Raw genomic sequence first — 22,288 nt, 5'->3', positions numbered from 1 at the left:
CACCGTGGAAACAGCGCCGCAGTTCGGGCAGGTAACCTCGTAGAGGTCCTCGCTGTCCTCATCCTCGGCTTCTTCGTCATCCTCACCGTAGAGATCGGCAACCATATCGTCCAGATCCTGGTCCAGGGTTTCCAGTTCGTCGTACACCTGATCCAGCGCGTTGTCATGCTCGGTGACGGTGGCCGCCATCTCTTCCAGCAGGTCCATCATGGCTGCAATGACCTTGCCGTTCTTGGAGGCGGGGTCAAATTCCATACCGGTCATCAGGCCGCGGATGTAAGCGGCTTTTGCATTCAGATCCATAGCCATAGTGCTTTTCCTCCGTTTGCTGTTTGTCAAAAAAAGCCGGGCGCGGCGGTATGCCATGCCCGGCAGAGAAATCAGTTGACGCGCTCCATATACTCGCCGGTGCGGGTATCGATGCGGACCTTATCGCCCTCGTTGATGAACAGCGGCACGCGGATCTCGGCGCCGGTCTCGACGGTGGCGGGCTTCAGGGTGTTGGTAGCGGTGTTGCCCTTGATGCCCGGCTCGGTAGCGGTGATCTCCAGCTCAACAAAGTTGGGGATTTCCACGCTGAACACCTTGCCCTTGTAGCTCAGCAGCTTGCAGGTGTCGTTCTCTTTGCAGAACTTGAAGTTTTCCGGCACGTCGGAGGCGCTGACGGGGATATCGTCGTAGGTCTCCACGTCCATGAAGTGGTACAGGCCGCCGTCCTCGTAGGAGTAGGTAACCTCTTTACGCTCGATGAAAGCCTGAGGGAACTTGGCGGTGGGGTTGTAGCTGGTTTCCACCACGGAACCAGTGATCACGTTCTTGGTCTTGGTACGCACAAATGCGGCGCCCTTGCCGGGCTTGACGTGCTGGAACTCAACGACCTGAAGGACCTGGCCGTCCTGTTCAAAGGTGACGCCATTGCGGAATTCGCCTGCAGAAATCATATAAAAATTCCTCCAATAATAGAATGGTACTACATAGCTGTAACTATTTTACAGGATAATGCGTGTTTTTGCAAGACCTGGGCCACTTTTTTTGGGTGGTTTTCGCTATTTTTTTGCCTCGTCCTTTATAAAGCGGCGTAGGTACGGGCCAGAATCTGCCCGTCCTCTGCCTGAGTCCCTGCCGATTCACAGATGATCGTCGGCGTCAGGCCCCGGCTTTTCAGCAGTGCCAGAAGCGGTGCGTGGGGCGGACCGTACTGGGTATCTTCAAACGTAAGGTGGCACTTTTCGCCGCCTTTGGTGTAGGCAATGCGGGAAAAATGCGCGTGGAAATTTGCCGCCCGCCAGGGTCCCAGCACCTGCAGCTGATCCAGCAGGGCCGCATAATCTTCCTCCGCGTTTTCCTCCGCAAACTGAACTCCCTGGCTGCGCGCGTAAAGATGGCCGAAATCAATGCAGGGTGTGATGCGCTCGTCCACACTGCACAGGGCCAGCACCTCGTCCAGTGTGCCCAGCTGATTGACTTTGCCCATGGTTTCGGGGCAGAGGATGCAATCCCCGTATCCCGCCGCATCACAGGCTTCCACCGCCCGGCGCATGGTATCCATGGCTTTTTCCAGCGCTTCCTCCCGGCTCTGCTTGCCGCAGGAACCGGAGTGGAAAATCACCCGGCGCCCGCCCAGGGCCTTGACCAGCTCACAGCTTTGCAGCAGATAGTCAATGCTGTGCAGCCGCTTGTCTTCCTCCAGACTGGACATACTGATATAATAGGGCGCATGCACCGAAAGCGCAATGTTCCGTTTGGCGCAGGCTTCCCCCAGGGCCGCGGCTTTATCCAGTGCAAGGCGCACGCCGCGGCCGCACTGATACTCGAAAGCCGTAAGCCCAAAATCTGCCGTAAACGCTGCGATACCCTCCGGATCAAACTTTTTGATGGGATAGCTGTCCGAAAGACCAGCTGAACCGAAACGCGGACTCTCACTCATACAGTTTACCCCCTTTGCGGAAATACTTTTGCACCCAATGGGGTTCGAATTTACGTTTGATCTGCACACCACGCGCCTTATCGTGCGGGGTCCGCGGCAGCAAGAACAGGCAGGGAATGCCATACAGCCCGGCAGCCATCCGGTCGGTATAGATCTGGTCGCCCACCATGGCCATCTGGGACTTGGTCACCCCCAGGCGGTGGCGCGCCACCATCAGGCCGATGGGCAGCGGCTTGCAGGCCAACGACACCCACTCCAGTCCGATACGCTCGGCAAAGGGGCGTACCCGTTTGGCCGTATTGTTGGAAACCACCGTCAGGCTGATACCTGCTTCCCGCATTTGCTGCAGCCACGCTTTGACGCTTTCATCCAACATCTGGCTGCCGTCGCCGGTCAGGGTATTGTCCACATCCAGCACCAAAGCCTTGATGCCCTGCCGGGCCAAAAAATCCGGATGGATGGCTTCCACATTGCGAAAGATGAATTCTGGGGTCAGGATCATGGTACTGCTCCTTATACAAAAAAGTGCAGACCCGCGCAAAACGCGGGTCTGCACAGTCGTTCTTTGTAAGCTAGCTTACTTAAACTTGCGCTTGCGGGCAGCCTCGGACTTCTTCTTACGGCGCACAGACGGCTTCTCATAAGCCTCACGCTTACGCACCTCGGCCAACACGCCGCTACGGGCGGTGCTGCGCTTGAAACGGCGCAGAGCGCTCTCGAGGGACTCGCCCTCTTTGACACGGATCTCCGACATCTTCTTCCCTCCCTTGACCTGAGACAGGAGTTTGCCGGTCAAAACAATTAACCAGTAAACAAGATTATACTATACACACCCCTCGGATGTCAACTGGGAAACACCGCATACTGCGTCGAATTTTTAATTTTTTAACATTTTTTCCGCTTTTCCACTGCGGGGGTCAGAACACCGCATGCCAGACCCACAGTGCGCCGTAAATCACCGGCTGGTGAAGCATATAGACAAGCAGCGTATGCCGTCCCACACAGGCCAGCGGCCGCAGTACAGCCGGTGCCTGCCCTGTGCGCGGGCGCCACAGACCAGCCAGATAATACCCACACCAGAACAGGAAAATCCAGGGAATGATGGGGAAATAATCCGCCGAAGAAAACCGTGTGAAATCCGGCAGCCCCAGCCAGAACAGATTGGAACGGTACCAGGCCGCCGGCAGCGCGCACAACCGCAGATTTTCAAAGCCCAGATACCCTTCCGGCAACTGGTTGGTCAATGCAAACAGTACTGCGGATACCGCCAGTCCCGCCGGTGCCGGGCAGCGCCGCAGCAGCGGGTGCAGCAGACAGGTCAGCAGCACTGCGGCAGCATTCAGGTGCAGTACCCCGAACCAGATGGATTCTGACGGCATGAACCCGACGGTGACCACCGTGAGGATCACCGCACAGCCGGCAACCAGCAAACCGTTTTTCAAAGGCTTGCGTGCCAATGTAAAACTGTAGCCGGACAACAGAATAAAGCTCCAGCAAATATACTGCTGCCATACATGGCAGCCCGGCGACCAGATATCATACCAGCTTTCATGACCAAAGACATAAACCCAGTCATACAGGGCATGGTAGGCCAACATGTTGACCAGCGCCGCCCCGCGCAGCACATCCAGCAGCCACAGCCGTTTTGCGGACATAAACACCCAGCCTTCCGAAATTTTACAGTTTATTCATTGTAGCACACAGTGGCTCCGGTTGCAATTCCGGCGGTTTTGCAGTAAAATTTAAGCTGGATTATAAGGATTGGGGAGAAGTATATGCAACAGATTCGTCTGGTCGCATTGGATTTGGATGGAACCGTATTCAATGACCAAAAAGAGATCACGCCGCGTACGCTGGCTGCAATACAGTCCGCCCTGCAGAAAGGTGTGGTGGTCCTGCCCGCCACCGGGCGTACCGTGGCCGGGGTACCGGAGCAGTTCATCAAAATTCCCGGTGTGCGCTATGCGCTGACCTCCAACGGTGCATCCGTCGTGGACCTGCAAACCCAGGAAAAGCTGGTCAACCTGCCCTTTGATGCTGCCCTGGCGCAACGGGCCTATGATGTGGTGGCCCCTTTTGGCGGTATGATGAGCATTTTTATTGACGGCAACAGCTACACCACCAGCGAAAATGCCGAAAACAGCATTGACATGGTACCGCCCAACCTGCGCGATTATTTCCGTACCACCCGGATTGAAGTGCCGGATATGCATGCCACCATGCAGCAGTATCCCAATGATGTGGAAAAATTCAGCATCATGTACCGAACCGAAGCGGAGCGCAATGCTGCCTGGCAGGCCGTCGCAAAGGCTTGCCCCGAGATTGAGATCACTTCGAGCCTGGAACGCAACATGGAACTGAACGCACCGGGCATCAGCAAAGGCCGCGGCCTGATGGCGCTGGCCGAGCGTCTGGGGCTGGCCCTTGACGAGGTAATGGCCGTGGGCGATTCCGGCAATGACCTGACCATGCTGGAAGCTGCCGGGCTGGGTGTTGCCATGGGCAACGCCACCGAAGAAATCAAGCAGGCCGCTGACGTGATCACCGCGGACAACAATCACGACGGTGTGGCAGAGGCCATTGAAAAATACGTATTGTAATATATAAAATAAAAAATACAAGAGGTAGACACGATGAAAAACGTATTGGTAGGTCAATCCGGCGGCCCCACCGCCGTGATCAACTCCAGCCTGGCAGGCGTCTATGAAACTGCCAAAGCATGCGGTGCCCCCCATGTATACGGAATGCAGTACGGCATTGAAGGCGTACTGGAAGGCAAAATCGTTGACTTGGACACGGTTCTGTCCGATAAAATGGATATCGAGCTGCTCAAGCGCACGCCTTCCAGCTTTTTGGGCAGCTGCCGTCACAAGCTGCCCGATCCTTCGGTGGACGAACGCCCCTACACCAAGCTCTTTTCCCTCTTCACCGAGTATGACATCGGCGCTGTATTCTACATCGGCGGCAACGATTCCATGGATACCATCTCCAAGCTGTCCGCTTATGGGGAGAAGATCGGCAGTGCGATTCGGTTTATCGGTGTGCCCAAGACCATCGACAACGACCTGATGCTTACCGACCACACCCCCGGTTACGGCAGTGCCGCCAAGTATATTGCCACCATCTTGAAGGAAGTCATCTGCGACTCCAGTGTATACGACCTGCGCAGCGTGACGGTTGCCGAGATCATGGGCCGCCATACCGGCTGGCTGGCCGCCGCTGCCAGCCTGGCCGCAGGCCCGGATTGCAACGGCCCGGATCTGATTCTGCTGCCGGAGCGCCCCTTTGACGAGGAGGCTTTCCTTGCCAAGGTGGCCGAGCTGGAAAAAGAGCGTCACAATGTAATTATTGCCGTGAGCGAAGGCGTGAAAAATGCCGACGGCGTTTTCCTGTGCGACCTGGTTTCCACTGCAGGCCAGTTGGATGCTTTTGGCCATAAGGCCATTCTCAGTGGTACCAGCCGTTACCTAGCAGAACTGATTCGGGTACGCCTGGGCTGCAAGACCCGCGCCATTGAGTTTTCCACTCTGCAGCGGTGCGCCAGCCACCTGGCCAGCCGCACCGACATCACCGAAGCCTATCAGGTGGGCGGTGCCTCTGTGGAAGCCGCCATGCGTGGGGAAACTGCCAAAATGTGCGCCATCAAGCGGTTGAGCGACCAGCCTTACCGCGTTGAGACCGAAATGGTGGACGTAACAAAGGTTGCCAATTTTGAGAAGAAGGTCCCCGCCGAATGGATCACCGAGGACGGCATGCATGTGAACGAAAACTTTGAGCGTTATGCCCGCCCGTTGATCCAGGCAGAATTGACGCCCATTTATATCAACGGTGTCCCCCGCCACATTCATCTGGGCTGATTTCCGTCAAATTGTCTGGTATTCTGCAATTTTTACAATATAAAACTGCGTATTTTGTCGTGCAGATTGCTTAAATTGCACGAGTCGTTCCACGATGTGGAATTATCTTTTCCTCGCTTCCCGACACGTTCTGCCAGGCGTTCCACCTGGCGGAACAAAAACTTTCACAACGGTACGATCTTTTTTCGGCAACTCCTGCAATAGCAAAATTACAAGCCGCATGGTACACTGAATACAACAAATTCAGTATGCCGTGCGGCTTTTTATGGTACACGGTTCTTTCCAACCAGATAACGGCAGGAGGCAAACTATGGCAAAGAATGCAATCGTCGGTCAGTCCGGCGGCCCCACCTCGGTGATCAACGCCAGCCTGGCAGGCGTATATGAAAGCTGCAAGCGCCGCGGCGCCGGCAAGGTTTACGGTATGCTGCACGGCGTAGCCGGTCTGCTGGAACGCCGCACCTGCGTACTGGACGACAAACTGCAAAACGCCCTGGACATTGAACTGCTGAAGCGTACTCCGTCCAGCTACCTGGGCAGCTGCCGCTACAAATTGCCCGACTGGCACACCCCCGAAGGGGAAGCCGTTTACCTGCAGTTGTTTGAGATTCTGAAAGAACTGGACATCGGCTATTTCTTCTACATCGGCGGCAACGACTCCATGGATACCATCGGCAAGCTGGCGGACTACGGCGCGCACATTGGCAGCGAGATCCGTTTTATGGGTGTGCCCAAAACCATTGACAACGACCTGATGGTGACCGACCACACCCCCGGCTACGGCAGCGCCGCCAAATACATCGGCGTTGTGATGAAAGAAATCATCCGGGACGCCACCGTTTACGGCACCAAATATGTGACCATTGTAGAGATCATGGGCCGCAACGCCGGCTGGCTGACCGCCGCAGCCGCCCTGGCCAAAGCCGAAGACTGCGAAGGTGTGGATATGATCTGCCTGCCCGAAGTCCCCTTCAATGTGGACCATTTTGTGGAAAAAGTGGAGCGGATGCAAAAGACCAAACCTTCCATCGTCATTGCCGTTTCGGAAGGCGTCAAACTGGAGGACGGCCGTTACGTCTGCGAGCTGGCAGACGACGTCCACGCGGTGGATGCCTTCGGCCACAAAGCCCTGACCGGCACCGCCCGTTTTCTGGCCAACACGGTGGCCCGCCGTCTGGATACCAAAACCCGCTGCATTGAGCTTTCTACCCTGCAGCGCTGCGCCGGTCATCTGACCAGCCGTACCGATATTACCGAAGCATACCAGGTGGGCGGTGCTGCCGCCAAGGCCGCCTTTGAAGGCCACACCGGCGAAATGGTCGCCCTGGACCGCATTTCCAATGCACCGTACCAGTGCGGCACCAGCCTGCATCCCATCAGCGAAGTGGCCAACCTGGAAAAGAAGGTCCCTCTGGAATGGGTAAATGCGGACCACACCGCCATGACCCAGGAGTTTATCTCCTACGCAATGCCGTTGATCCAGGCCGAACTGACCCCCATTTATGTAGAAGGCTTGCCTCATCATATTTACCTCCCAGAAGCCTGATCCCAAACAGGCAAAAAACACCCCGCACCGATGCCATCCGGCACTCTGCGGGGTGTTTTTTTGCTTAATAAAATCCGAAACTGGGCAGAATTTCCAGCGCCTGCGCCCACCAGTCCGGGATGGGCAATCCAGAAAGCGCCGGATAGTAACAGACAAACAACGCCAGCGAAAGGATGCACAACCCCATTCCAATGCGTTGCGCCTTGCGTGTGTTGCGGATGTGGGAGAGCACCAGCGCAATTGCTGCCAGGCAGAACATGGAACTGGGGAAATAGTGGTACAGGAAGGTACAGCGCGGTACCAGCATCCAGGGAATCAGCTGGGTGCCGTACAAAATTAGCATGCCAGCCCCGGCACGGCTGCCACGGTTGCTGACCTGATGCCACAGCAGCGCCAACAAGCAGCCAAGCCCTGCCAGCCAGATGACCGCCCCCCCCAAACCAGCAATGCTGGCTTTCATTCCCTCCGCCAGATGGGTGTTCTGGTAATACCATACCGGCCGCAGTCCCAGCAGCCAGGTATACCAGCGGCTTTCAAAGGGATGGGTCGCCTCCAGGTTGGAGTGATAGGAATACATGGACACCTGGCATTGCCACCAGTCCGCCAGACTGAAGGAAGAATCCCGCCACCAGTACGGCAGATAAGAGGCAATGTAAATGCACAAGGGCAGCAATACATAAAACAGCACACCGCCCCAGGCCGCCGTGCGGAATTCCTGCCAGAACCCCGGCTGCTTCTGCCGCCAGCGCGCGTACAGCACCCCAAGGTAAAGAATGGCCAGCCCCGCCCCGGCGTAAATGCCGGTCCACTTGGCCGCACATCCCAAGCCAAAGGCTACACCGCCCAGCGCCATGGGAAGCAACGAGCCGTTCACGCCTTTTTCCAGCACACTCTGGCAATACCACAGCATGAAGTAGGCGCCCAACAAAATAAAGAACGTACCGTAAATATCAATGGTGGCAATACGGCTTTGGGCAAACCGCATAAAGTCCAAGGCCAGCAGAACCCCGGCCACCGCACCGATCCAACGTTTGCGGGTCAGCCGGCGGGCAAAGCACCAGGCCAGCGGCACCAGCAGCACGCCAAACAGTGTACCGGAAAAACGCCAGCCGAATCCTGTCATACCAAACAGCGCCACACCGACCATGATCAGGTCTTTGCCCAGCGGCGGATGGGTAGTTTCGTATACGGGCATCTTGTGCAGCTGCTCATAGGCTGTGCGGCCATGATAGATTTCATCAAAATACATGCTGTTGAGCTGGCTGATGGCATCCGGCACCATGCCCTGCTCATCAAACAGAGCACCGCCGCCCGTAACCGGCAGCAGGTTGCCGTCCCCATCCCGGAAAGCCATTTCAAACACCTGGGCGTTCTGAACCGTAACGGTCAGCGTCTGCCCGGAAGAGACCGGCAGGCGGCTTTCGCTCCAGCTGAAACAGGTGCTGTAGCCCAGCTCCTGAGTATAGAGGGTATTGCCCTGTTCATCTGTGATTTGCAGGCTGCCCCCAAAGGAGATGCCCGGGTAAACCCACAGGTCAATGGCATCCCCTTCCACTGTAACGGTTTCCTGCAAAACCGTACCGGTAGCATCCAGAGGATTCTGCGGGGCGGTGGTATCGCCCAAATACGCAAAGCTCAGCACTGCGGTAGCCACCGTAGCCCCCAGCATTGCCAGCAATTCCCGGTGCTGCCAGGCAGGCTGCGGCGCCGGTGTCGGTTTTTCCTCCCGGGCGCGGGCAGGCAGCGGCAGCGCATGGCCATGGAGGGCAATATCCCAAACGGCAAACAACAGCATCACAAAGCATACGGTTTCGGCCAGACCTACCAGCACCGCAACGGTGGAACTGGTGGCGCTGGTCAGCCATTCATCCTCTGTTCCGGCCAGGGAATACACGGTAGCCAGATTGATGAATCCCGTCAGCGACAGGCCAAACCCTGCCGCATACAGGCGGATATCATTCCAACGGGCAGCCGCCAGCAGCGTCAGCAGGACGCCGGGCACCATATACCGCTCGTGCATACAATGGCCGAAGGTGAATACCCCCAACCCGTAATAGGCGGCCAGCAGCAGCGGCGAAAAATGGCCGCCGCGCACACTGCGCACCGCAAAAAAGGCCAGACCGCCAGTGCCCAGCAGGATCATGAACCAGCCAAGCGTATGCCAGCTGATACCAAACATCGCCGTATCTTCCAGCGACTTCCAGTTTCCGCCCAGCGCGGTAAGCCAGTTGAAGGCATTGATGGAAGCGTACGGATAGCCGGACACCGTCCCAAAATATTTTTCGATGAGGGAAGGTACCAGGTCTTTCAACCCGTAAAAAGGAATTCCCGCCAGCAGCGGCGGCGCCAACGCTACCGCAGCGCCTCCAAAGCAGCGCCCAAACGCCCGGAAACGGTTTTCTTCCTGCACAATAGCCGCCAGGAAGCAAGCTGCCAGCACCGGGCCAAACAGCAATGCCTGGGGTTTGATCGCCAGCGCGACACCATACAGCAAAGCTGCGGGCAGATACCGGCGCCGTTCCAGCAGCAAAAAGCAGAACAACAGCGGCAAAGCAAATGCACCGTCGATCTGTTTCCAGATGCCCGTGTCAAACAGCATCAGCGGATTGAAGGCGGTAAACGCCGTCAAGGCCCAGACACCGCGGCTTCCCGGAATGGTATGCCGGGCCACACGCCAGACCAGCCAAGCGGCTGCACAGTCGCACAGGCTGGGGACCAGCGCCAACAGCAGATAGGTCAGCGGAGATTCGTAGGCAATGGAAAAAGCCGCGCGCAGCAAGCCTACCAACCCCAGCACAAAAAGATACCCGGGCGGGTAGTCGGCAAAATATCCCTCACTGTAAAAAGCCGCCGGTCCCTCGGCAGCCAGTTTGTCACCCCAGGCCACAAAGCAGCTCATATCGTAGGGATACCCTTCGGTCACCAGCGCCAGCACCAGCCGCAGCAGCAGCGCAGCGCCCAGCAACAGCCACAGGGTCCGCGGTTCAGATTGTTTACGTTGAATTTTCATGGTATTCAAAAATACGTGGGGCTTACCCGTATGTCCGCCGCTTGTTGCCGCGCGTTCAGACACACAGGTACGCCCCTACGTTTTCTCTTACAGTTTTGCGATTTTCGGACCCTGGGCGGTATCGGTTACACTCCAGCCCATCTCGGTCAGCTGGGCACGGATGGCATCGGCCTTGGCCCAGTCCTTGGCTTTTTTGGCAGCGGCACGCTCTTCCACCAGAGCGGTCACTTCCGCCGGGACTGTATCCTTTTTGCGGTTGTACAAAAGTCCCAGCACACCGGTCAGCTCGTCAAAAGTCTTGGCAGCCAGTTCCAGCGTTGCCTTGTCGGATGCATCAGACAAGGTGTTGATATCCTTGACAAAATCAAAGACAGCAGCCAACGCATCCGGGGTATTCAGGTCATCGTCCATGGCGGCTTTGAATTTGTTGCGCGCCTCTTCGCACTTGGCAACCAACGCAGTGTCGGTGCCATGGGCATGCTCAATGGCAAAATCCAGGTTGTCGCGGCAGGTATACAGCCGGTCCAGGCTGTTCTTGCAGCTTTCGATCAGCTCCACAGTGTAGTTCAGCGGCATGCGGTAGCCGGCCGTCAGCATAAAGTAGCGGATCGGCTCGTACCCGTATTTCTCAGCAATTTCGCGCACGGTGAAGAAGTTGCCCGCGCTCTTGGACATCTTCTCGTTGTTGATGTTCAAGAAGCCGTTGTGCATCCAGTACCGGCTGAAAGTGCAGCCGTTGGCACACTCACTCTGGGCGATCTCATTTTCATGGTGGGGGAAGATCAGGTCCTGACCGCCCGCATGCAGGTCAATTGTGTTGCCCAGATGCTTGCGCGCCATAGCGCTGCACTCAATGTGCCAGCCGGGACGGCCATGGCCCCAGGGGCTTTCCCAGTAGGGTTCGCCGGGCTTGGCCGCTTTCCACACCGCGAAATCCGCGGGATCCTCTTTCAGGTCATCATCCATCTGGCTGCGCAGGGTGCGGTTGCCGCTCTCCAGATCATCCAGGTTGAGGTGGCTCAGTTTGCCGTACCCCTCGTCGGATTTAACGCGGAAATACACATCTCCGTTGCGGGCCACGTAGGCATGGCCGGAATCCACCAGATCCTTGACGATCTTGATGATCTCGCCGATATGCTCGGTAGCACGGGGGCGCACCGTGGGTTCCTCCACGTTCAGGCCCTCAGAATCCTTGATGTACTCCGCTTCAAACTTGCGGGCCACCTCCTGCATGGAGATGCCCTCCTGCCGGCCTTTCTGGATCAGCTTATCATCGATGTCGGTGATGTTGGAAACATAGTACACCTTGTTGCCGCAATATTCCAGATAGCGGCGCAGGGTATCAAATACGATCATCGGCCGCGCATTGCCGATGTGAATATAGTTATACACCGTCGGGCCGCATACATAAATGCGGTACTCGCCCTCCTTCTGGGGGACGAACTCCTCTTTCTGACGGGTCATAGTGTTAAAAATCTGCATGGTGGCACAGTCCTTTCCCAATTCAATGGTCTCGGTGATTTCTATTATAGCCGCCGCATGGCGTCGTTGCAAGTGTTTACCCGTTATTTGCAAACTCGGCTTCCAGCTGATCCCACACCGCACTGAAGTTGTAGGGGTACTGGGCGTCTTCCTCCGCCAACCAACTGCGGTAGGTATCCAGTTCCGCTACCGTAGGCGCTTTGATCCGGCGGTATGCCGTAATGGTATAACCGTTGCCCATATCAAAGGTAGCGGCCACCTCAAAGGGCTGGTACCGTTCCTGGTTTTCCAAAAAGGCGTTGTTGATTTTCTCGGTATGGTTGCTGGGATCAAAGGGCGTGCAGGTCAGAACGACCTGTGCGGTGAACAGTTCTTTGGGGAACGCATCGTTGCCGGGATTGACGGCACCGTACGCCAGCAGGGTGCGGATGCTTTCATCCGGCAGGGCTGCCGCGCGGAACACGTCGGCACTGTACACCACACCGTGGCAGATCATATAGGCGGAATTTTCTCCGCTGCAGTTGGCCCGCAACCAATCGTTGACCTGAGCGATCTGATCCATGTCGGTGCGCTCGTTGTCCACATAGAAGAACAATCCACTGTACACCTGACTGGGGAACACGATGGGCAGCAGCTGGCTGCAGCCCCCAAAGTTCAGTACACACAATGCCGTCAGTACTGCCGCTGTTACGCCGCGTAGCGCCCCCCAGGGCAGGTTGGCCACCGCCAGTGCGCAGAGGAAGCACCCCAGCAGATAAAAAGGCGCTACAGCCAGAGACTGGTGATCGTCCATATTCTGGACCCGGGTTACCAGCAGCACGGTGGCTACCGCCCCCGCCAGTGATAATACAGAAAGGAATCTCGCGTTCTTTTTGTACAAACCGTACAGAAAACCTACCAGGAAAATGACACCGACGAGCAGTCCCAGGTACACATACTGATTGTGCAGTTCCGAGAAAAATCCTCCGGTCTGGTAGGTTGCATAGCGGTCACTGTAATCCGCCTTGACAATACGCCAGAACATAGGGGCCAACGGTCCGCCCACACACACCAGCGAAACAACCGCAAACTGCCAGAACCGCACGAAAGCCTCTTTGCGGCGGTGCCTTGCTGCCTGCAACAGCACCCGGACCCCGTAGAACAGGAAGATCACCACCACCGTGAACATATAACTGCGGCGGGTGAGGATCAGCAGCCCGGTAAAGGTGGCTACGCTTACAAGGCGGGCCGGGGCCGGAACATCAAAATCATAGCCGGTGAGCAGCGCCATCAGCATAAATGCAAAGGCCACGCCCAACAAATCCGGCATGCCGCGGTACAGGGCAATATGCAGCAGCGGCAGCAGCAGCACAAACGCCATACCCAGTGCCGTAAACAACCGGGGGAACTTTGGGGCCAGCTGACGGCGCAGCACCTGCAGCAATACCAGCGCACTGAAATATACCAGAGAGGGAAACAGCAGTGCGCAGAGAATGGCAAAGGTATTGGCCGTGCGCGCCGTGAACATGAAGAAGGGTTCCAACAGAATGTTGATGACAAACGGCGCGTAATCGTTGAACCAGGTCTTATAAATGGTGGACCCTACGCCCATAAATACGCCGTCGGCAAAGTTGGATTCCAGGCGCACCTGCAGGTTATAGTAGGTAGCATTGTCCCACAAATACAGGCTTTGACGCCCCAGCATGGCATGCAGATAAAACGCCGCACTGAGCACACAGCAGATTGCCAGTACCACGCCGTCAAAACGGGTCAGCCGTACAGAAACCGACCGCAGTGCACGGCGGTACAGGCAGAGCATTCCCAGAACGGCTGTACAGCAAAGCATCAGCAGCCATACATCCACCGGGTGGCGGCCGCTGCCCAGCACATCCACCGCCTGCAAAGCCGGCACAAAATGGGCAGCGGTACTGAATAAGAACTTAACGGCAAAAACACACAGCAAAGCCAGAACGGCCCGCTCCAGGCGAGTCATTCTGGCAAAATACTGATATATTTTTGCGCGGGGTGTTGAATTTGGCAAGATGGTATTCCCCCGTCTTTTATTTTGCCTGCATGAAGCAGCTGCGGTTCTGCCACAGGTAGATCCCGCCGGACAGCAGCGTAGCCGCGGCCACCAGCCAGGTAAGAACCACCGTGATCAGCCCAACGCCCATAACGTCGGTGGGGCCGCTCAGCGCTGCAGCAAAATAGTAGAAAATAATGGTAAGCATCTGCAGCACGGTTTTGACCTTACCCCACATGTTGGCGGCAATCACCGTGCCGGACTCGGCAGCGATCATACGGACACCGGCCACGGCAAACTCCCGGAACAGGATGATGGCCAATACCACCGGCGAGCAGATGCCGTCGGCTACCATGTAAATAAACGCGGCGGTGGTCAGGCACTTGTCCGCCAGGGGGTCCATGAATTTACCAAAATCGGTAACCAGATGATACTTGCGGGCAAGATAGCCATCCAGAAAATCCGTAAAGCTGGCAACGGCAAACACAATACCGGCCACCAGCATGCAGGTGGCATTATAGTCCGCGGTGCCGTATTTTCCAAAAGCGGCAAAAACCATAAAGGCAGGAACAAGCAAGACGCGCAGCATCGTCAGTTTATTGGGGAGATTCATGGTTCAGTCCTCCAGTTTTTCTTCGGTATAGCCGTACAGATCATAGGTATCGGCATCGGTGATGGTCACATTGTAGAACGCACCGGTTTCCAGCGGGGTATCCGCCGGAGTCAGCACATTGCCGTCAATCTCCGGGCAATCCGCCTTGGAACGCAGCAGATACATGCCGGTTTCTTCGTCCACACCGTCGCAGATGCATTCCAGCGTCTGGCCGACCTTTTCCCCTTCCCGCTGGGCGCTGACTTCCGCCTGCAATTCCATAATATGATCCGCACGGCGCTGCTTGGTTTCTTCATCCAGCTGGCCTTCCATTTTGGCAGCTACGGTATTTTCCTCTGCCGAGTAGGCGAAGCAGCCCAAACGGTCAAACCGCATCGTCTTGACGAAATCACACAATTCGGCGTACTGCTCTTCCGTTTCGCCGGGGAAGCCGGCAATCAGGGTGGTGCGCAGTGTAATACCGGGAATCGCCTTCCGCAGGCGGGCAACGGCGTCTTCGATCTCGGCACGGCCGCCGCGGCGGTTCATCGCCTTGAGCACCGCATCATCGCAATGCTGAATGGGCAGGTCCAGATAAGGCACTACCTTGGTATTGCGGACCATGGCCTCGATAAACGCATCACTGATCCGTTCGGGGTACGCATAGAGAATCCGAATCCAGCGGATGCCGTCGATCTCCTGCAAGCGGTCCAGCAGCTCACAGACGGCACCGGGTTTACCCCAGTCCTCGCCGTAGGCTGTGGGGTCCTGGGCTACCAGAATCAGTTCCCGCACGCCCTCGCTGGCCAGCCAGCGGGCTTCGGCCACACAGTCCTCCAACGGACGGCTGCGAAGCGGACCGCGAATCATGGGAATGGCGCAATAGTGGCAGCGGTTGTTGCATCCCTCGGCAATTTTCAGGTAGGCATAATGCTGGGGCGTGGAAATGACCCGCGCACCACCCAACGGCATATCGGTCTTGGGGCCGTAACTTTCCACCTGACCGGCGCCTGCTGCACAGACCCGGGCCACAATGGCCGGCAGCGCCGCGTTGGAACCAATGCCCACTACCGCGTCGACCTCAGGGATTTCCTGCACGATCTGCTGTTTGTAACGTTCCGCCAGGCAGCCGGTAACGATCACTTTGAGATCGGGATTCTGCTCTTTATACTGGCAGGCCATGAGAATGTTCTCGATGGCTTCGGTCTTGGCCGACTCAATAAAGCCGCAGGTGTTGATGATAATCACATCTGCTTCGGCAGGGTCAGCAACCGTCGTGTGCCCATCCTTCAAAAGAGCATGGCAGAACACATCTGCGTCCACCTGGTTTTTGGGGCAGCCCAAAGAAATAATGGCAATCTTCATAGATACGTCCTTATTGTGTAGTGTTTAGGGTGGCAAACCGGAAAGCATCCGGCAGCGTTTCAATCCTCATAGGCTGCCAGCGCTTCCCGGATGATTGCATGGGAAAATCCGCGCCGGGCCAGCGCTGCCGCTACCTGGTCCCGCTTACCGGCCGCCAGCTTGGCGGCATACTGCCGTTCCAGCAGTGCCTGCACCGAAGCCATTTCCGGGTCTTCCCCTTCTTCTGCCTCATCGTACAGGCTTTCCACCGCCTCAGCGGCAGTATCGCGGTCGATACCCTTGGCGGCCAGATCATTGAGGATCTCCCGCCTGGATTTGCGCTTACGCAGCAGCTCCGCAGCACGGCGGCAGGCAAAGCCGGCGTCGTCCAAAAGCCCCAGTTCCCCGGCACGTGCCACAGCGTAGGCCGCACTGTGTGCGTCAAATTTACGGCAGAGTTTCTGATACAACTCCCCCGAAGCGTGGTCACGCAGCGAAAGATAATCCATCGCCTTATCCAGGGCACGGCGGGTGTCGCTTTGCTTGCGCAGCTGCTCCACCTGCCAGGGTTCCAGCTCATCATCCTCATGAAGATGGGCGGCGGCAAAGGTATCTTCATCCAGCGAAAAGGCAAACTCGCCGTCCAGAAACAGCGCCAGCCGTCCCTTTTTGGTTTCTTTGATCTGTGTCAGCCGGGGCATTATTCGTCAACCATAATGTCCAGCTCCACCTCGCTGCCGGTGGTTTTGGCAGCGGGCGCGGCAGCAGCCGGGGCTTCCCCGGGGGCTACCGGTTTGACGATCTCGCTGGGATCAAGCGGTTTTACGGCGCCTTTTTTGCCGGCTGCCAGCAGGCGGTCAGCGTTGGCACGCACGATCTTTTCGATCTCGTCGGAAACTTCGGGGTGTTCTTTCAGGAACTGTTTGGCGTTATCACGGCCCTGGCCCAGGCGCATCTCGCCATAGTTGAACCATGCGCCGCTCTTCTGTACAACGCCCAGCTTGACGCCAAGGTCCAGAATCTCGCCAATTTTGGAGATGCCCTCGCCGAACATGATGTCGAACTCCGCCTCACGGAACGGGGGCGCCACCTTATTCTTGACGATCTTGGCGCGGGTGCGGTTGCCGATGAAAGCACCTGTGGAATCCTTCAGGCCCTCAATACGGCGCACGTCGATCCGCACGCTGGAATAGTATTTCAGGGCACGGCCGCCGGTGGTGACTTCCGGGTTGCCGTAGACGATACCCACTTTTTCGCGCAGCTGGTTGATGAAGATGCAGACGGTGTTGGTCTTGCCGATGACACCGGTCAGCTTACGCAGCGCCTGGCTCATCAGACGGGCCTGCAGACCCACGTGACTGTCGCCCATCTCGCCTTCGATTTCGGCACGGGGCACCATGGCCGCCACCGAGTCCACGACCACGGCATCAATGGCACCGGAACGCACCAGAGCTTCACAGATTTCCATAGCCTGTTCACCGGTATCCGGCTGGCTGACCAGCAGGCTGTCAATATCCACGCCCAGCGCACTGGCATAGGCAGGGTCCAGCGCGTGTTCTACGTCGATAAAGGCCACTTCGCCGCCCATCTTCTGGGCTTCGGCCAGCACCTGCAGGGCCAGCGTAGTCTTACCGGAAGATTCGGGACCATATACCTCAATGATACGGCCGCGGGGCAATCCGCCGATGCCCAGTGCCAGGTCCAGGCCCAGGCTGCCGGTGGGAATGGCATCCACCTGCATGGTCACATTGGAGCCCAGCTTCATCACGGCGCCTTTGCCAAACTGTTTTTCAATCTGTGCCAGCGCGGTCTCCAGCGCGGCCTTCTTATCAGCCGCCGGACCTGCGCTTTTGGGAGTTGTATCCTTTTTAGCTGCCATCTTGCGTTTCTCCTTTTTCTATACAATATACGATCGCTTTTATCGTTTGCGTCTGGGTCTATTATATACGATTCGCGCCAAAAATACAACCTTATGTTGTTCACTTTTTATCCCATAAACAGGATTTTCAGCCGCTTTTTTACGGTTTTTGCAGTACAATCACCCGGTCATTGCCGCCGTAATCCTTACGGCAGCGGCCATACTGCCAACCGTAACGGCTTCCCAGGGCCAGCACTTCATCGGCCTGGGCGCAGCCGATTTCCAGCACCAGCCAGCCGCCCGGGCGCAGAACCACAGCATAGTGTTCGGTAAACAGGCGGTAAAAGTCCAGCCCATCGGTGCCGCCATCCAGCGCCAGTGCCGGTTCGTGGGCGGTTTCCGGCATGAGGGATTCCATTTCTTCCCCCGTCAGATAGGGCGGATTGGAGATGATCAGATCCACACTTTCCGGTGCCAGCGCCCGGTACCAGCAAAACACATCCGCCTGCACGGTACGAACCCCTGTTCCTGCGGTGTTTTCCACCAGATAGGGCCAGGCAGCCTCGCTTTTTTCCACACAGGTCACCTGCGCACCGGGGCAGGCGCGCGCCACCCCCAGCCCCAGGCAACCGGTACCGGCACAAAGGTCCAGAACTACCGGCGCTTGCTTGCCCTGCAGCAGTTCCGCTGCCGTTTCGCAGACCACTTCGCTGTCTGCCCGCGGACAGAGGACTCCCGGCCCCACTTTCAGGGTAAAATCCAGGAAATCCCACTCCCCCAGCAGGTACTGCAGCGGTTCCCGTGCGGCGCGGCGTACCGCCAGTTCTTCCAGCCGCCGGGCCTCTTCCTCGTCCGGACCATCATCCAGGCGCGGGTCACGGCCGGTAACAAAGCGGTAAAGCTGTGCCGCATCAAAGCGGGCATCGGGAACACCTGCCGCCTGCAAACGCGCGCACAGTGCCTGAAACGACTTGTTCACCAGCGTCCATCCTCCCGGTTTTCCGGCAGGACCGGTGTTACAGCCGCAATGGCCACCTCAATCATCGAATCGTCCGGTTCAAAGGTCGTCAGCCGCTGCATCCAAAGCCCCGGCTGCGAAATCAGATGAGAGAGCGCGCTGTCGGAACGGCCGGCCCATTTGAGCACTTCATAGGAAATTCCCACCAACAGGGGGAACATACACAGCTTATAGACCACACGCAGCCCGGTACTGGTCCAGGGCAGCACCGCATACAGGAAGATGCTGATGATAATGACCAGAATCATAAAGCTGGTACCGCAGCGGGGGTGGAAACGGCTCTGCTTGCGGATGTTTTCCACCGTCAAGGGCAGACCTGCTTCATAGCAGGCGATGGTCTTATGCTCGGCGCCGTGATATTCAAACACACGGTGCAGCTCTTTATAGCGGGTGCACAAGAACATATACCCCAGAAAAATCACCATCTTGAGCGCGCCTTCCAGGATGACCCGGGGCCAGCGCCCCATGGGCACCACCTGGTTGATCAGCCCGGTAAGGAACGTGGGCAGAAAGGTAAACAGGAAGAGGGCCAGCACCACACCGGCAAAAGCGGCACAACCCATCAGCACGTTCTGTACAGCGGGACTCATGTGCGCTTCCAGCCATTGATCAAACTTGGACTCGACGGGTTCGGTTTCCCCTTCCATGGCAATATCGGCTGCATGCATCAGGTACTGATAGCCTTTGTAAAGGTTTTCAGCCATATTGCAAACGCCGCGCACCAACGGCACCTTGTTGTACCAATGGGGGCGCACCGTATCATAGCTGAGATCAATGGTCCCATCAGGACGGCGCACCGCGCAGCAGATTTTTTCCGGTCCGCGCATCATGATTCCCTCCATCAGGGCCTGGCCGCCGACGGAGGTGCGAAATTCCTTGGACATAAATGCTCCTTCCCCTTATGGGGATTTTTATATTTTTTCGTGCAGGTGTTCCTGCCCGGGATGGTAAACGGGCAGCGTAACCGACACCGCGGTTCCCTGCCCCAGTGTAGACTCAATATCAACATGGCCGCCCAGCGCCTGGACGATCTCATCCACCACCGCCAGACCAATGCCGGAACCGCGGACCGCGTTTTTGGCTTTGAAAAACTTTTGTTTGACCTTATCCAGATCATCGGGCGCAATGCCCCGGCCCTGGTCCCGGATGGTCACCGTAACCGTGACCGGCGTCCGGGTAAGGATCAGGAAAATGGTACCGCCGGGTTCGGAATATTTGATGGCGTTGTCCAGAATGTTGATAAATACCTGGTGCAGCCGGGCGGGATCGCCCCAGACCGGGTAGGGGTCCGGCGGTTCCTCATAAACAAAATGCAGGTTTTCCTGCTGGATGCGTGCTTCCACAAACAGTGCCGCATCGGTGGCTTCGGCCACCAGGTCCAGTACCTGACAGTTGAGTTTGATGCCGTTTTGCAGGCGGGAAAAATCCAGCAGTTCTTCCACCATCGTATACAGACGGTCGGTCTCTGTACCGATGACCGTCAGACCGCGGCGATAATTTTCATTGCTGGGGTCGTCGATATTCTTGATGGTTTCCACCCACCCCTTGATGGAGGTAAGCGGTGTGCGCAATTCGTGGCTGACCGACGAGATAAACTCGTTTTTCAGCCGGTCGGTTTCGGCCAGGTCCTCCGCCATCTGGTTGATGGTGGCACACAGACGGCCGATTTCATCGTTGTATTTGGTAGCGGGCAGGCGGGTCTTGAGATTCCCGCGGGCAATGCGGGTAGCGGTTGCCTCCACTTCCCCCAACGGCCGCACAATGGAGCGCACAAAAAACAGGCCGCTCCACAGCATCAGCAAAAAGGCCAGCACGCCAATACCCGCCGACGCCGCAACATAGCGGCTCCACTGCCGGTCCACCAGGGTCAGGCTTGTGACCATCCGCATGGCGGCCACGTTGCCGGCAGCGTAAGGAACCAGCGCCGTCACCGCCATGACCCGCTCCCCCTGGGGGGTGGAGAAAATGGCGCTGCCCACTCCGCTGGACGAGGACAGTGCTTTTGCAAAGTCTGTGCCGTCGGTCAGGTCCTGGGTCATGGTACCGCTGCTGGTGGCCAGGATCACGCCCTGGGCATCCAGCAGCATAAACTCGAATTTATCTTTTTCGTCAAACTGTTCCACCGTGCGCCGCAGCGCCTGGCCGCGGCTCTCGGAGGTTTCCCGGCTGTCGCCGGCCGTACCTGTGGCCTGCAGACGGCCCGAAATGGTGGAGAAACGGCTTTCGATGGCGCGCTGTACGCCGCCGTACAGTTCCCGGTAACTGGTATAGAGGAAAAGTGCTTCGGCTGCAAACAAAACCAGCACCATGATCAGCAGACTGCCCTTGATCCAGCGCTGGATAATGCTTGTTTCCGCCATGGCCTTTTTCCTCCTTTCCCTTGGGGTTCTGTGTCAGACGGTATCAGGCATTCCAGCGGTAGCCGTATCCCCACACCGTCAAAATATGCTGCGGGCTGCTGGGCTCGTCCTCGATCTTCATGCGCAGGCGCCGGATATTGACATCCACGATCTTGACGTCCCCGAAATAATTCTTACCCCAGACACCCTCCAGGATTTTTTCCCGCACCAGCGCCGTGGCCGGGTTGCGGAAGAACAGTTCCATAATCTGAAATTCCACCTGGGTAAGATCGATGGGTTTGCCTGACTTATACAGCACCCGGCTTTTTTCGTCCAGCACAAAGGGGCCGCTCACAAGCTGTTCCGGTTCCTCTGCCGCTTTGGCGGAACTGCCTCGCTTGATGCGGCGGGTCAGTGCTTCCAGGCGGGCCACCAGTTCCGATACCGAGAAAGGTTTGGTGATATAATCGTCCGCCCCGATGGACAGACCGCGGATCTTGTCGCTTTCCTGCCCTTTGGCGGAAACGATGATGATGCCGATGTCGTTGTCATCCCGACGGATGGTTTCACACAGGCTCAGTCCATCCATGCCCGGCAGCATAATATCCAGCAGCGCGGCATCGCAAGGCTCGCTTTGATGCATCAGTTCCAGAGCGCGTTCCGCGCTGGGTGCTTCCACCACTTCCCACCCGGCCATTTTCAGATTCAGGGCGACCATTTCCCGGATGCTGGCTTCATCCTCCACGACCAAAACTCGTTTCATAATCGTTCTCCCTTCTTATTCCAGCCCCAGCAGTACCGTTCCGCTGCTGATGCTGTCGATGCTCAACCCGTAATAAGGCGTCACGATCCGTGCCTGCAGCTGCTGGCTGCCGATGTTGCCAATCCGCTCATACTCCAGCGTACTGTCGGCGCTGCTGCTTTCGGTTTCTTCGGCCGGGTCCACCACACGCATCTCGCAGTAAATGGTTGTGCCGTCGCTGTTGCAGATCAGCCATCCGTTGCCTTTCTGGTTGCTGCGGATCATGATGCTGCCGTGCATGGACTCCGGCAAGGACATATAAAAATGATTCTGGCTGTCGTACACGCCGAAATTGCTGTGCCCGCCATCCGATGTGGCATAGTCTTTCCACAGCAAAAAGACCAGACTCTTGTCCAGCGGACTTTTCAGTTCACCGCCGTCATCCAGTTCCATGGGAATATCCACCGTGCCGTTACCGTCGATATCCCGGCTGAGCAGTTCCGTGTGATAGCGCAGAGTGCTGCGCTGCGGGTCGCTGAGGCCCGGCGGATGATACGGCTGCAAGAAGCCT

At 57.2% G+C, this 22,288-nt stretch carries 21 protein-coding genes; 3 read left to right on the top strand and 18 right to left on the bottom strand.

From position 1 onward, the window contains the following. The 6 genes from H6B10_RS03385 to H6B10_RS03360 all read right to left on the bottom strand — a co-directional run. Window positions 1-309, bottom strand: a 309-nt coding sequence (locus tag H6B10_RS03385; protein ID WP_345941699.1) for a CD1247 N-terminal domain-containing protein, incomplete at its 3' end; no start/stop codon positions are given. A gap of 71 nt (window positions 310-380) precedes the next feature. After that, on the bottom strand, window positions 381-941 hold the full coding sequence (gene efp, locus H6B10_RS03380; RefSeq protein ID WP_007047529.1) for an elongation factor P: 561 nt from the start codon (window positions 939-941) through the stop codon (window positions 381-383). Between the two features lie 125 nt (window positions 942-1,066). Beyond that, on the bottom strand, window positions 1,067-1,927 hold the full coding sequence (locus tag H6B10_RS03375; RefSeq protein WP_204649600.1) for a TIM barrel protein: 861 nt from the start codon (window positions 1,925-1,927) through the stop codon (window positions 1,067-1,069). Continuing rightward, window positions 1,920-2,429 carry a YqeG family HAD IIIA-type phosphatase gene (locus H6B10_RS03370; protein ID WP_204649598.1) on the bottom strand — a complete coding sequence of 170 codons (510 nt, stop codon included), beginning with the start codon at window positions 2,427-2,429 and terminating at the stop codon, window positions 1,920-1,922. Before H6B10_RS03370 ends, H6B10_RS03375 begins: the two co-directional genes overlap by 8 nt. A gap of 75 nt (window positions 2,430-2,504) precedes the next feature. Then, complete coding sequence (rpsU, locus tag H6B10_RS03365) at window positions 2,505-2,681, bottom strand: 30S ribosomal protein S21 (RefSeq protein WP_040917814.1); 177 nt, start codon at window positions 2,679-2,681, stop codon at window positions 2,505-2,507. 163 nt (window positions 2,682-2,844) lie between these two features. Continuing rightward, on the bottom strand, window positions 2,845-3,582 hold the full coding sequence (locus H6B10_RS03360; RefSeq protein ID WP_204649597.1) for a heparan-alpha-glucosaminide N-acetyltransferase: 738 nt from the start codon (window positions 3,580-3,582) through the stop codon (window positions 2,845-2,847). Window positions 3,583-3,702: 120 nt separating this feature from the next. On the opposite strand from H6B10_RS03360, the gene H6B10_RS03355 reads away from it, so the two are divergent. From H6B10_RS03355 to H6B10_RS03345, 3 genes are all read left to right on the top strand, one after another. Continuing rightward, window positions 3,703-4,527 (top strand): Cof-type HAD-IIB family hydrolase, encoded by an 825-nt coding sequence (locus H6B10_RS03355; protein WP_204649596.1) that lies wholly within the window; start codon window positions 3,703-3,705, stop codon window positions 4,525-4,527. A 33-nt stretch (window positions 4,528-4,560) separates the two neighbouring features. Further along, window positions 4,561-5,784, top strand: coding sequence for a 6-phosphofructokinase (locus H6B10_RS03350; protein ID WP_204649595.1), 1,224 nt, complete (start codon window positions 4,561-4,563; stop codon window positions 5,782-5,784). Between the two features lie 310 nt (window positions 5,785-6,094). Further along, the gene (locus H6B10_RS03345) at window positions 6,095-7,330 is read left to right on the top strand and encodes a 6-phosphofructokinase (protein ID WP_204649594.1); all 1,236 of its coding nucleotides are present in this window, start codon (window positions 6,095-6,097) and stop codon (window positions 7,328-7,330) included. 64 nt (window positions 7,331-7,394) lie between these two features. On the opposite strand, the gene H6B10_RS03340 is transcribed toward H6B10_RS03345, so the two are convergent. From H6B10_RS03340 to H6B10_RS03285, 12 genes are all read right to left on the bottom strand, one after another. Then, window positions 7,395-10,403: a phospholipid carrier-dependent glycosyltransferase gene (locus H6B10_RS03340; RefSeq protein WP_204649593.1), complete on the bottom strand. Its 3,009-nt coding sequence runs from the start codon at window positions 10,401-10,403 to the stop codon at window positions 7,395-7,397. A gap of 24 nt (window positions 10,404-10,427) precedes the next feature. Next, complete coding sequence (gene cysS, locus H6B10_RS03335; protein WP_204649602.1) at window positions 10,428-11,822, bottom strand: cysteine--tRNA ligase; 1,395 nt, start codon at window positions 11,820-11,822, stop codon at window positions 10,428-10,430. Between the two features lie 76 nt (window positions 11,823-11,898). After that, window positions 11,899-13,794 (bottom strand): hypothetical protein, encoded by a 1,896-nt coding sequence (locus H6B10_RS03330; protein WP_204649591.1) that lies wholly within the window; start codon window positions 13,792-13,794, stop codon window positions 11,899-11,901. Between the two features lie 67 nt (window positions 13,795-13,861). After that, window positions 13,862-14,437 carry a CDP-diacylglycerol--glycerol-3-phosphate 3-phosphatidyltransferase gene (pgsA, locus tag H6B10_RS03325; protein WP_204649589.1) on the bottom strand — a complete coding sequence of 192 codons (576 nt, stop codon included), beginning with the start codon at window positions 14,435-14,437 and terminating at the stop codon, window positions 13,862-13,864. Window positions 14,438-14,440: 3 nt separating this feature from the next. Continuing rightward, window positions 14,441-15,781: a 30S ribosomal protein S12 methylthiotransferase RimO gene (rimO, locus tag H6B10_RS03320; RefSeq protein ID WP_204649588.1), complete on the bottom strand. Its 1,341-nt coding sequence runs from the start codon at window positions 15,779-15,781 to the stop codon at window positions 14,441-14,443. A 59-nt stretch (window positions 15,782-15,840) separates the two neighbouring features. Beyond that, on the bottom strand, window positions 15,841-16,461 hold the full coding sequence (locus tag H6B10_RS03315) for a regulatory protein RecX (protein WP_204649587.1): 621 nt from the start codon (window positions 16,459-16,461) through the stop codon (window positions 15,841-15,843). Continuing rightward, window positions 16,461-17,639, bottom strand: a complete 1,179-nt coding sequence (recA, locus tag H6B10_RS03310; RefSeq protein ID WP_204649586.1) for a recombinase RecA — start codon at window positions 17,637-17,639, stop codon at window positions 16,461-16,463. Before recA ends, H6B10_RS03315 begins: the two co-directional genes overlap by 1 nt. A gap of 139 nt (window positions 17,640-17,778) precedes the next feature. Further along, the gene (gene prmC, locus H6B10_RS03305) at window positions 17,779-18,597 is read right to left on the bottom strand and encodes a peptide chain release factor N(5)-glutamine methyltransferase (protein WP_204649585.1); all 819 of its coding nucleotides are present in this window, start codon (window positions 18,595-18,597) and stop codon (window positions 17,779-17,781) included. Further along, window positions 18,594-19,520, bottom strand: a complete 927-nt coding sequence (locus H6B10_RS03300; protein WP_204649583.1) for a DUF1385 domain-containing protein — start codon at window positions 19,518-19,520, stop codon at window positions 18,594-18,596. The genes prmC and H6B10_RS03300 overlap by 4 nt, the downstream gene beginning before the upstream one ends. 27 nt (window positions 19,521-19,547) lie before the next feature. Then, window positions 19,548-20,996, bottom strand: a complete 1,449-nt coding sequence (locus H6B10_RS03295) for a sensor histidine kinase (RefSeq protein ID WP_204649582.1) — start codon at window positions 20,994-20,996, stop codon at window positions 19,548-19,550. Window positions 20,997-21,039: 43 nt separating this feature from the next. Then, window positions 21,040-21,738: a response regulator transcription factor gene (locus tag H6B10_RS03290; protein ID WP_204649581.1), complete on the bottom strand. Its 699-nt coding sequence runs from the start codon at window positions 21,736-21,738 to the stop codon at window positions 21,040-21,042. 15 nt (window positions 21,739-21,753) lie between these two features. Further along, window positions 21,754-22,288 (bottom strand): hypothetical protein (locus H6B10_RS03285; RefSeq protein WP_204649580.1); only part of this gene is annotated, 535 nt, incomplete at its 5' end.

Origin of the sequence: Gemmiger formicilis (assembly GCF_016901605.1) — a bacterium.
Classification (GTDB): domain Bacteria; phylum Bacillota; class Clostridia; order Oscillospirales; family Ruminococcaceae; genus Gemmiger; species Gemmiger formicilis_B.
Note: the sequence above shows the minus strand (reverse complement) of the source record. Positions and strands in the feature narration are given on the sequence as shown.

What these genes read in the sequence shown, in the direction of transcription:
- efp (WP_007047529.1), bottom strand. Translation starts at nt 941, where the DNA reads ATGATTTCTGCAGGCGAATTCCGCAATGGCGTCACCTTTGAACAGGAC.
- H6B10_RS03375 (WP_204649600.1), bottom strand. Translation starts at nt 1,927, where the DNA reads ATGAGTGAGAGTCCGCGTTTCGGTTCAGCTGGTCTTTCGGACAGCTAT.
- H6B10_RS03370 (WP_204649598.1), bottom strand. Translation starts at nt 2,429, where the DNA reads ATGATCCTGACCCCAGAATTCATCTTTCGCAATGTGGAAGCCATCCAT.
- rpsU (WP_040917814.1), bottom strand. Translation starts at nt 2,681, where the DNA reads ATGTCGGAGATCCGTGTCAAAGAGGGCGAGTCCCTCGAGAGCGCTCTG.
- H6B10_RS03360 (WP_204649597.1), bottom strand. Translation starts at nt 3,582, where the DNA reads ATGTCCGCAAAACGGCTGTGGCTGCTGGATGTGCTGCGCGGGGCGGCG.
- H6B10_RS03355 (WP_204649596.1), top strand. Translation starts at nt 3,703, where the DNA reads ATGCAACAGATTCGTCTGGTCGCATTGGATTTGGATGGAACCGTATTC.
- H6B10_RS03350 (WP_204649595.1), top strand. Translation starts at nt 4,561, where the DNA reads ATGAAAAACGTATTGGTAGGTCAATCCGGCGGCCCCACCGCCGTGATC.
- H6B10_RS03345 (WP_204649594.1), top strand. Translation starts at nt 6,095, where the DNA reads ATGGCAAAGAATGCAATCGTCGGTCAGTCCGGCGGCCCCACCTCGGTG.
- cysS (WP_204649602.1), bottom strand. Translation starts at nt 11,822, where the DNA reads ATGCAGATTTTTAACACTATGACCCGTCAGAAAGAGGAGTTCGTCCCC.
- H6B10_RS03330 (WP_204649591.1), bottom strand. Translation starts at nt 13,794, where the DNA reads ATGACTCGCCTGGAGCGGGCCGTTCTGGCTTTGCTGTGTGTTTTTGCC.
- pgsA (WP_204649589.1), bottom strand. Translation starts at nt 14,437, where the DNA reads ATGAATCTCCCCAATAAACTGACGATGCTGCGCGTCTTGCTTGTTCCT.
- rimO (WP_204649588.1), bottom strand. Translation starts at nt 15,781, where the DNA reads ATGAAGATTGCCATTATTTCTTTGGGCTGCCCCAAAAACCAGGTGGAC.
- H6B10_RS03315 (WP_204649587.1), bottom strand. Translation starts at nt 16,461, where the DNA reads ATGCCCCGGCTGACACAGATCAAAGAAACCAAAAAGGGACGGCTGGCG.
- recA (WP_204649586.1), bottom strand. Translation starts at nt 17,639, where the DNA reads ATGGCAGCTAAAAAGGATACAACTCCCAAAAGCGCAGGTCCGGCGGCT.
- H6B10_RS03300 (WP_204649583.1), bottom strand. Translation starts at nt 19,520, where the DNA reads ATGTCCAAGGAATTTCGCACCTCCGTCGGCGGCCAGGCCCTGATGGAG.
- H6B10_RS03295 (WP_204649582.1), bottom strand. Translation starts at nt 20,996, where the DNA reads ATGGCGGAAACAAGCATTATCCAGCGCTGGATCAAGGGCAGTCTGCTG.
- H6B10_RS03290 (WP_204649581.1), bottom strand. Translation starts at nt 21,738, where the DNA reads ATGAAACGAGTTTTGGTCGTGGAGGATGAAGCCAGCATCCGGGAAATG.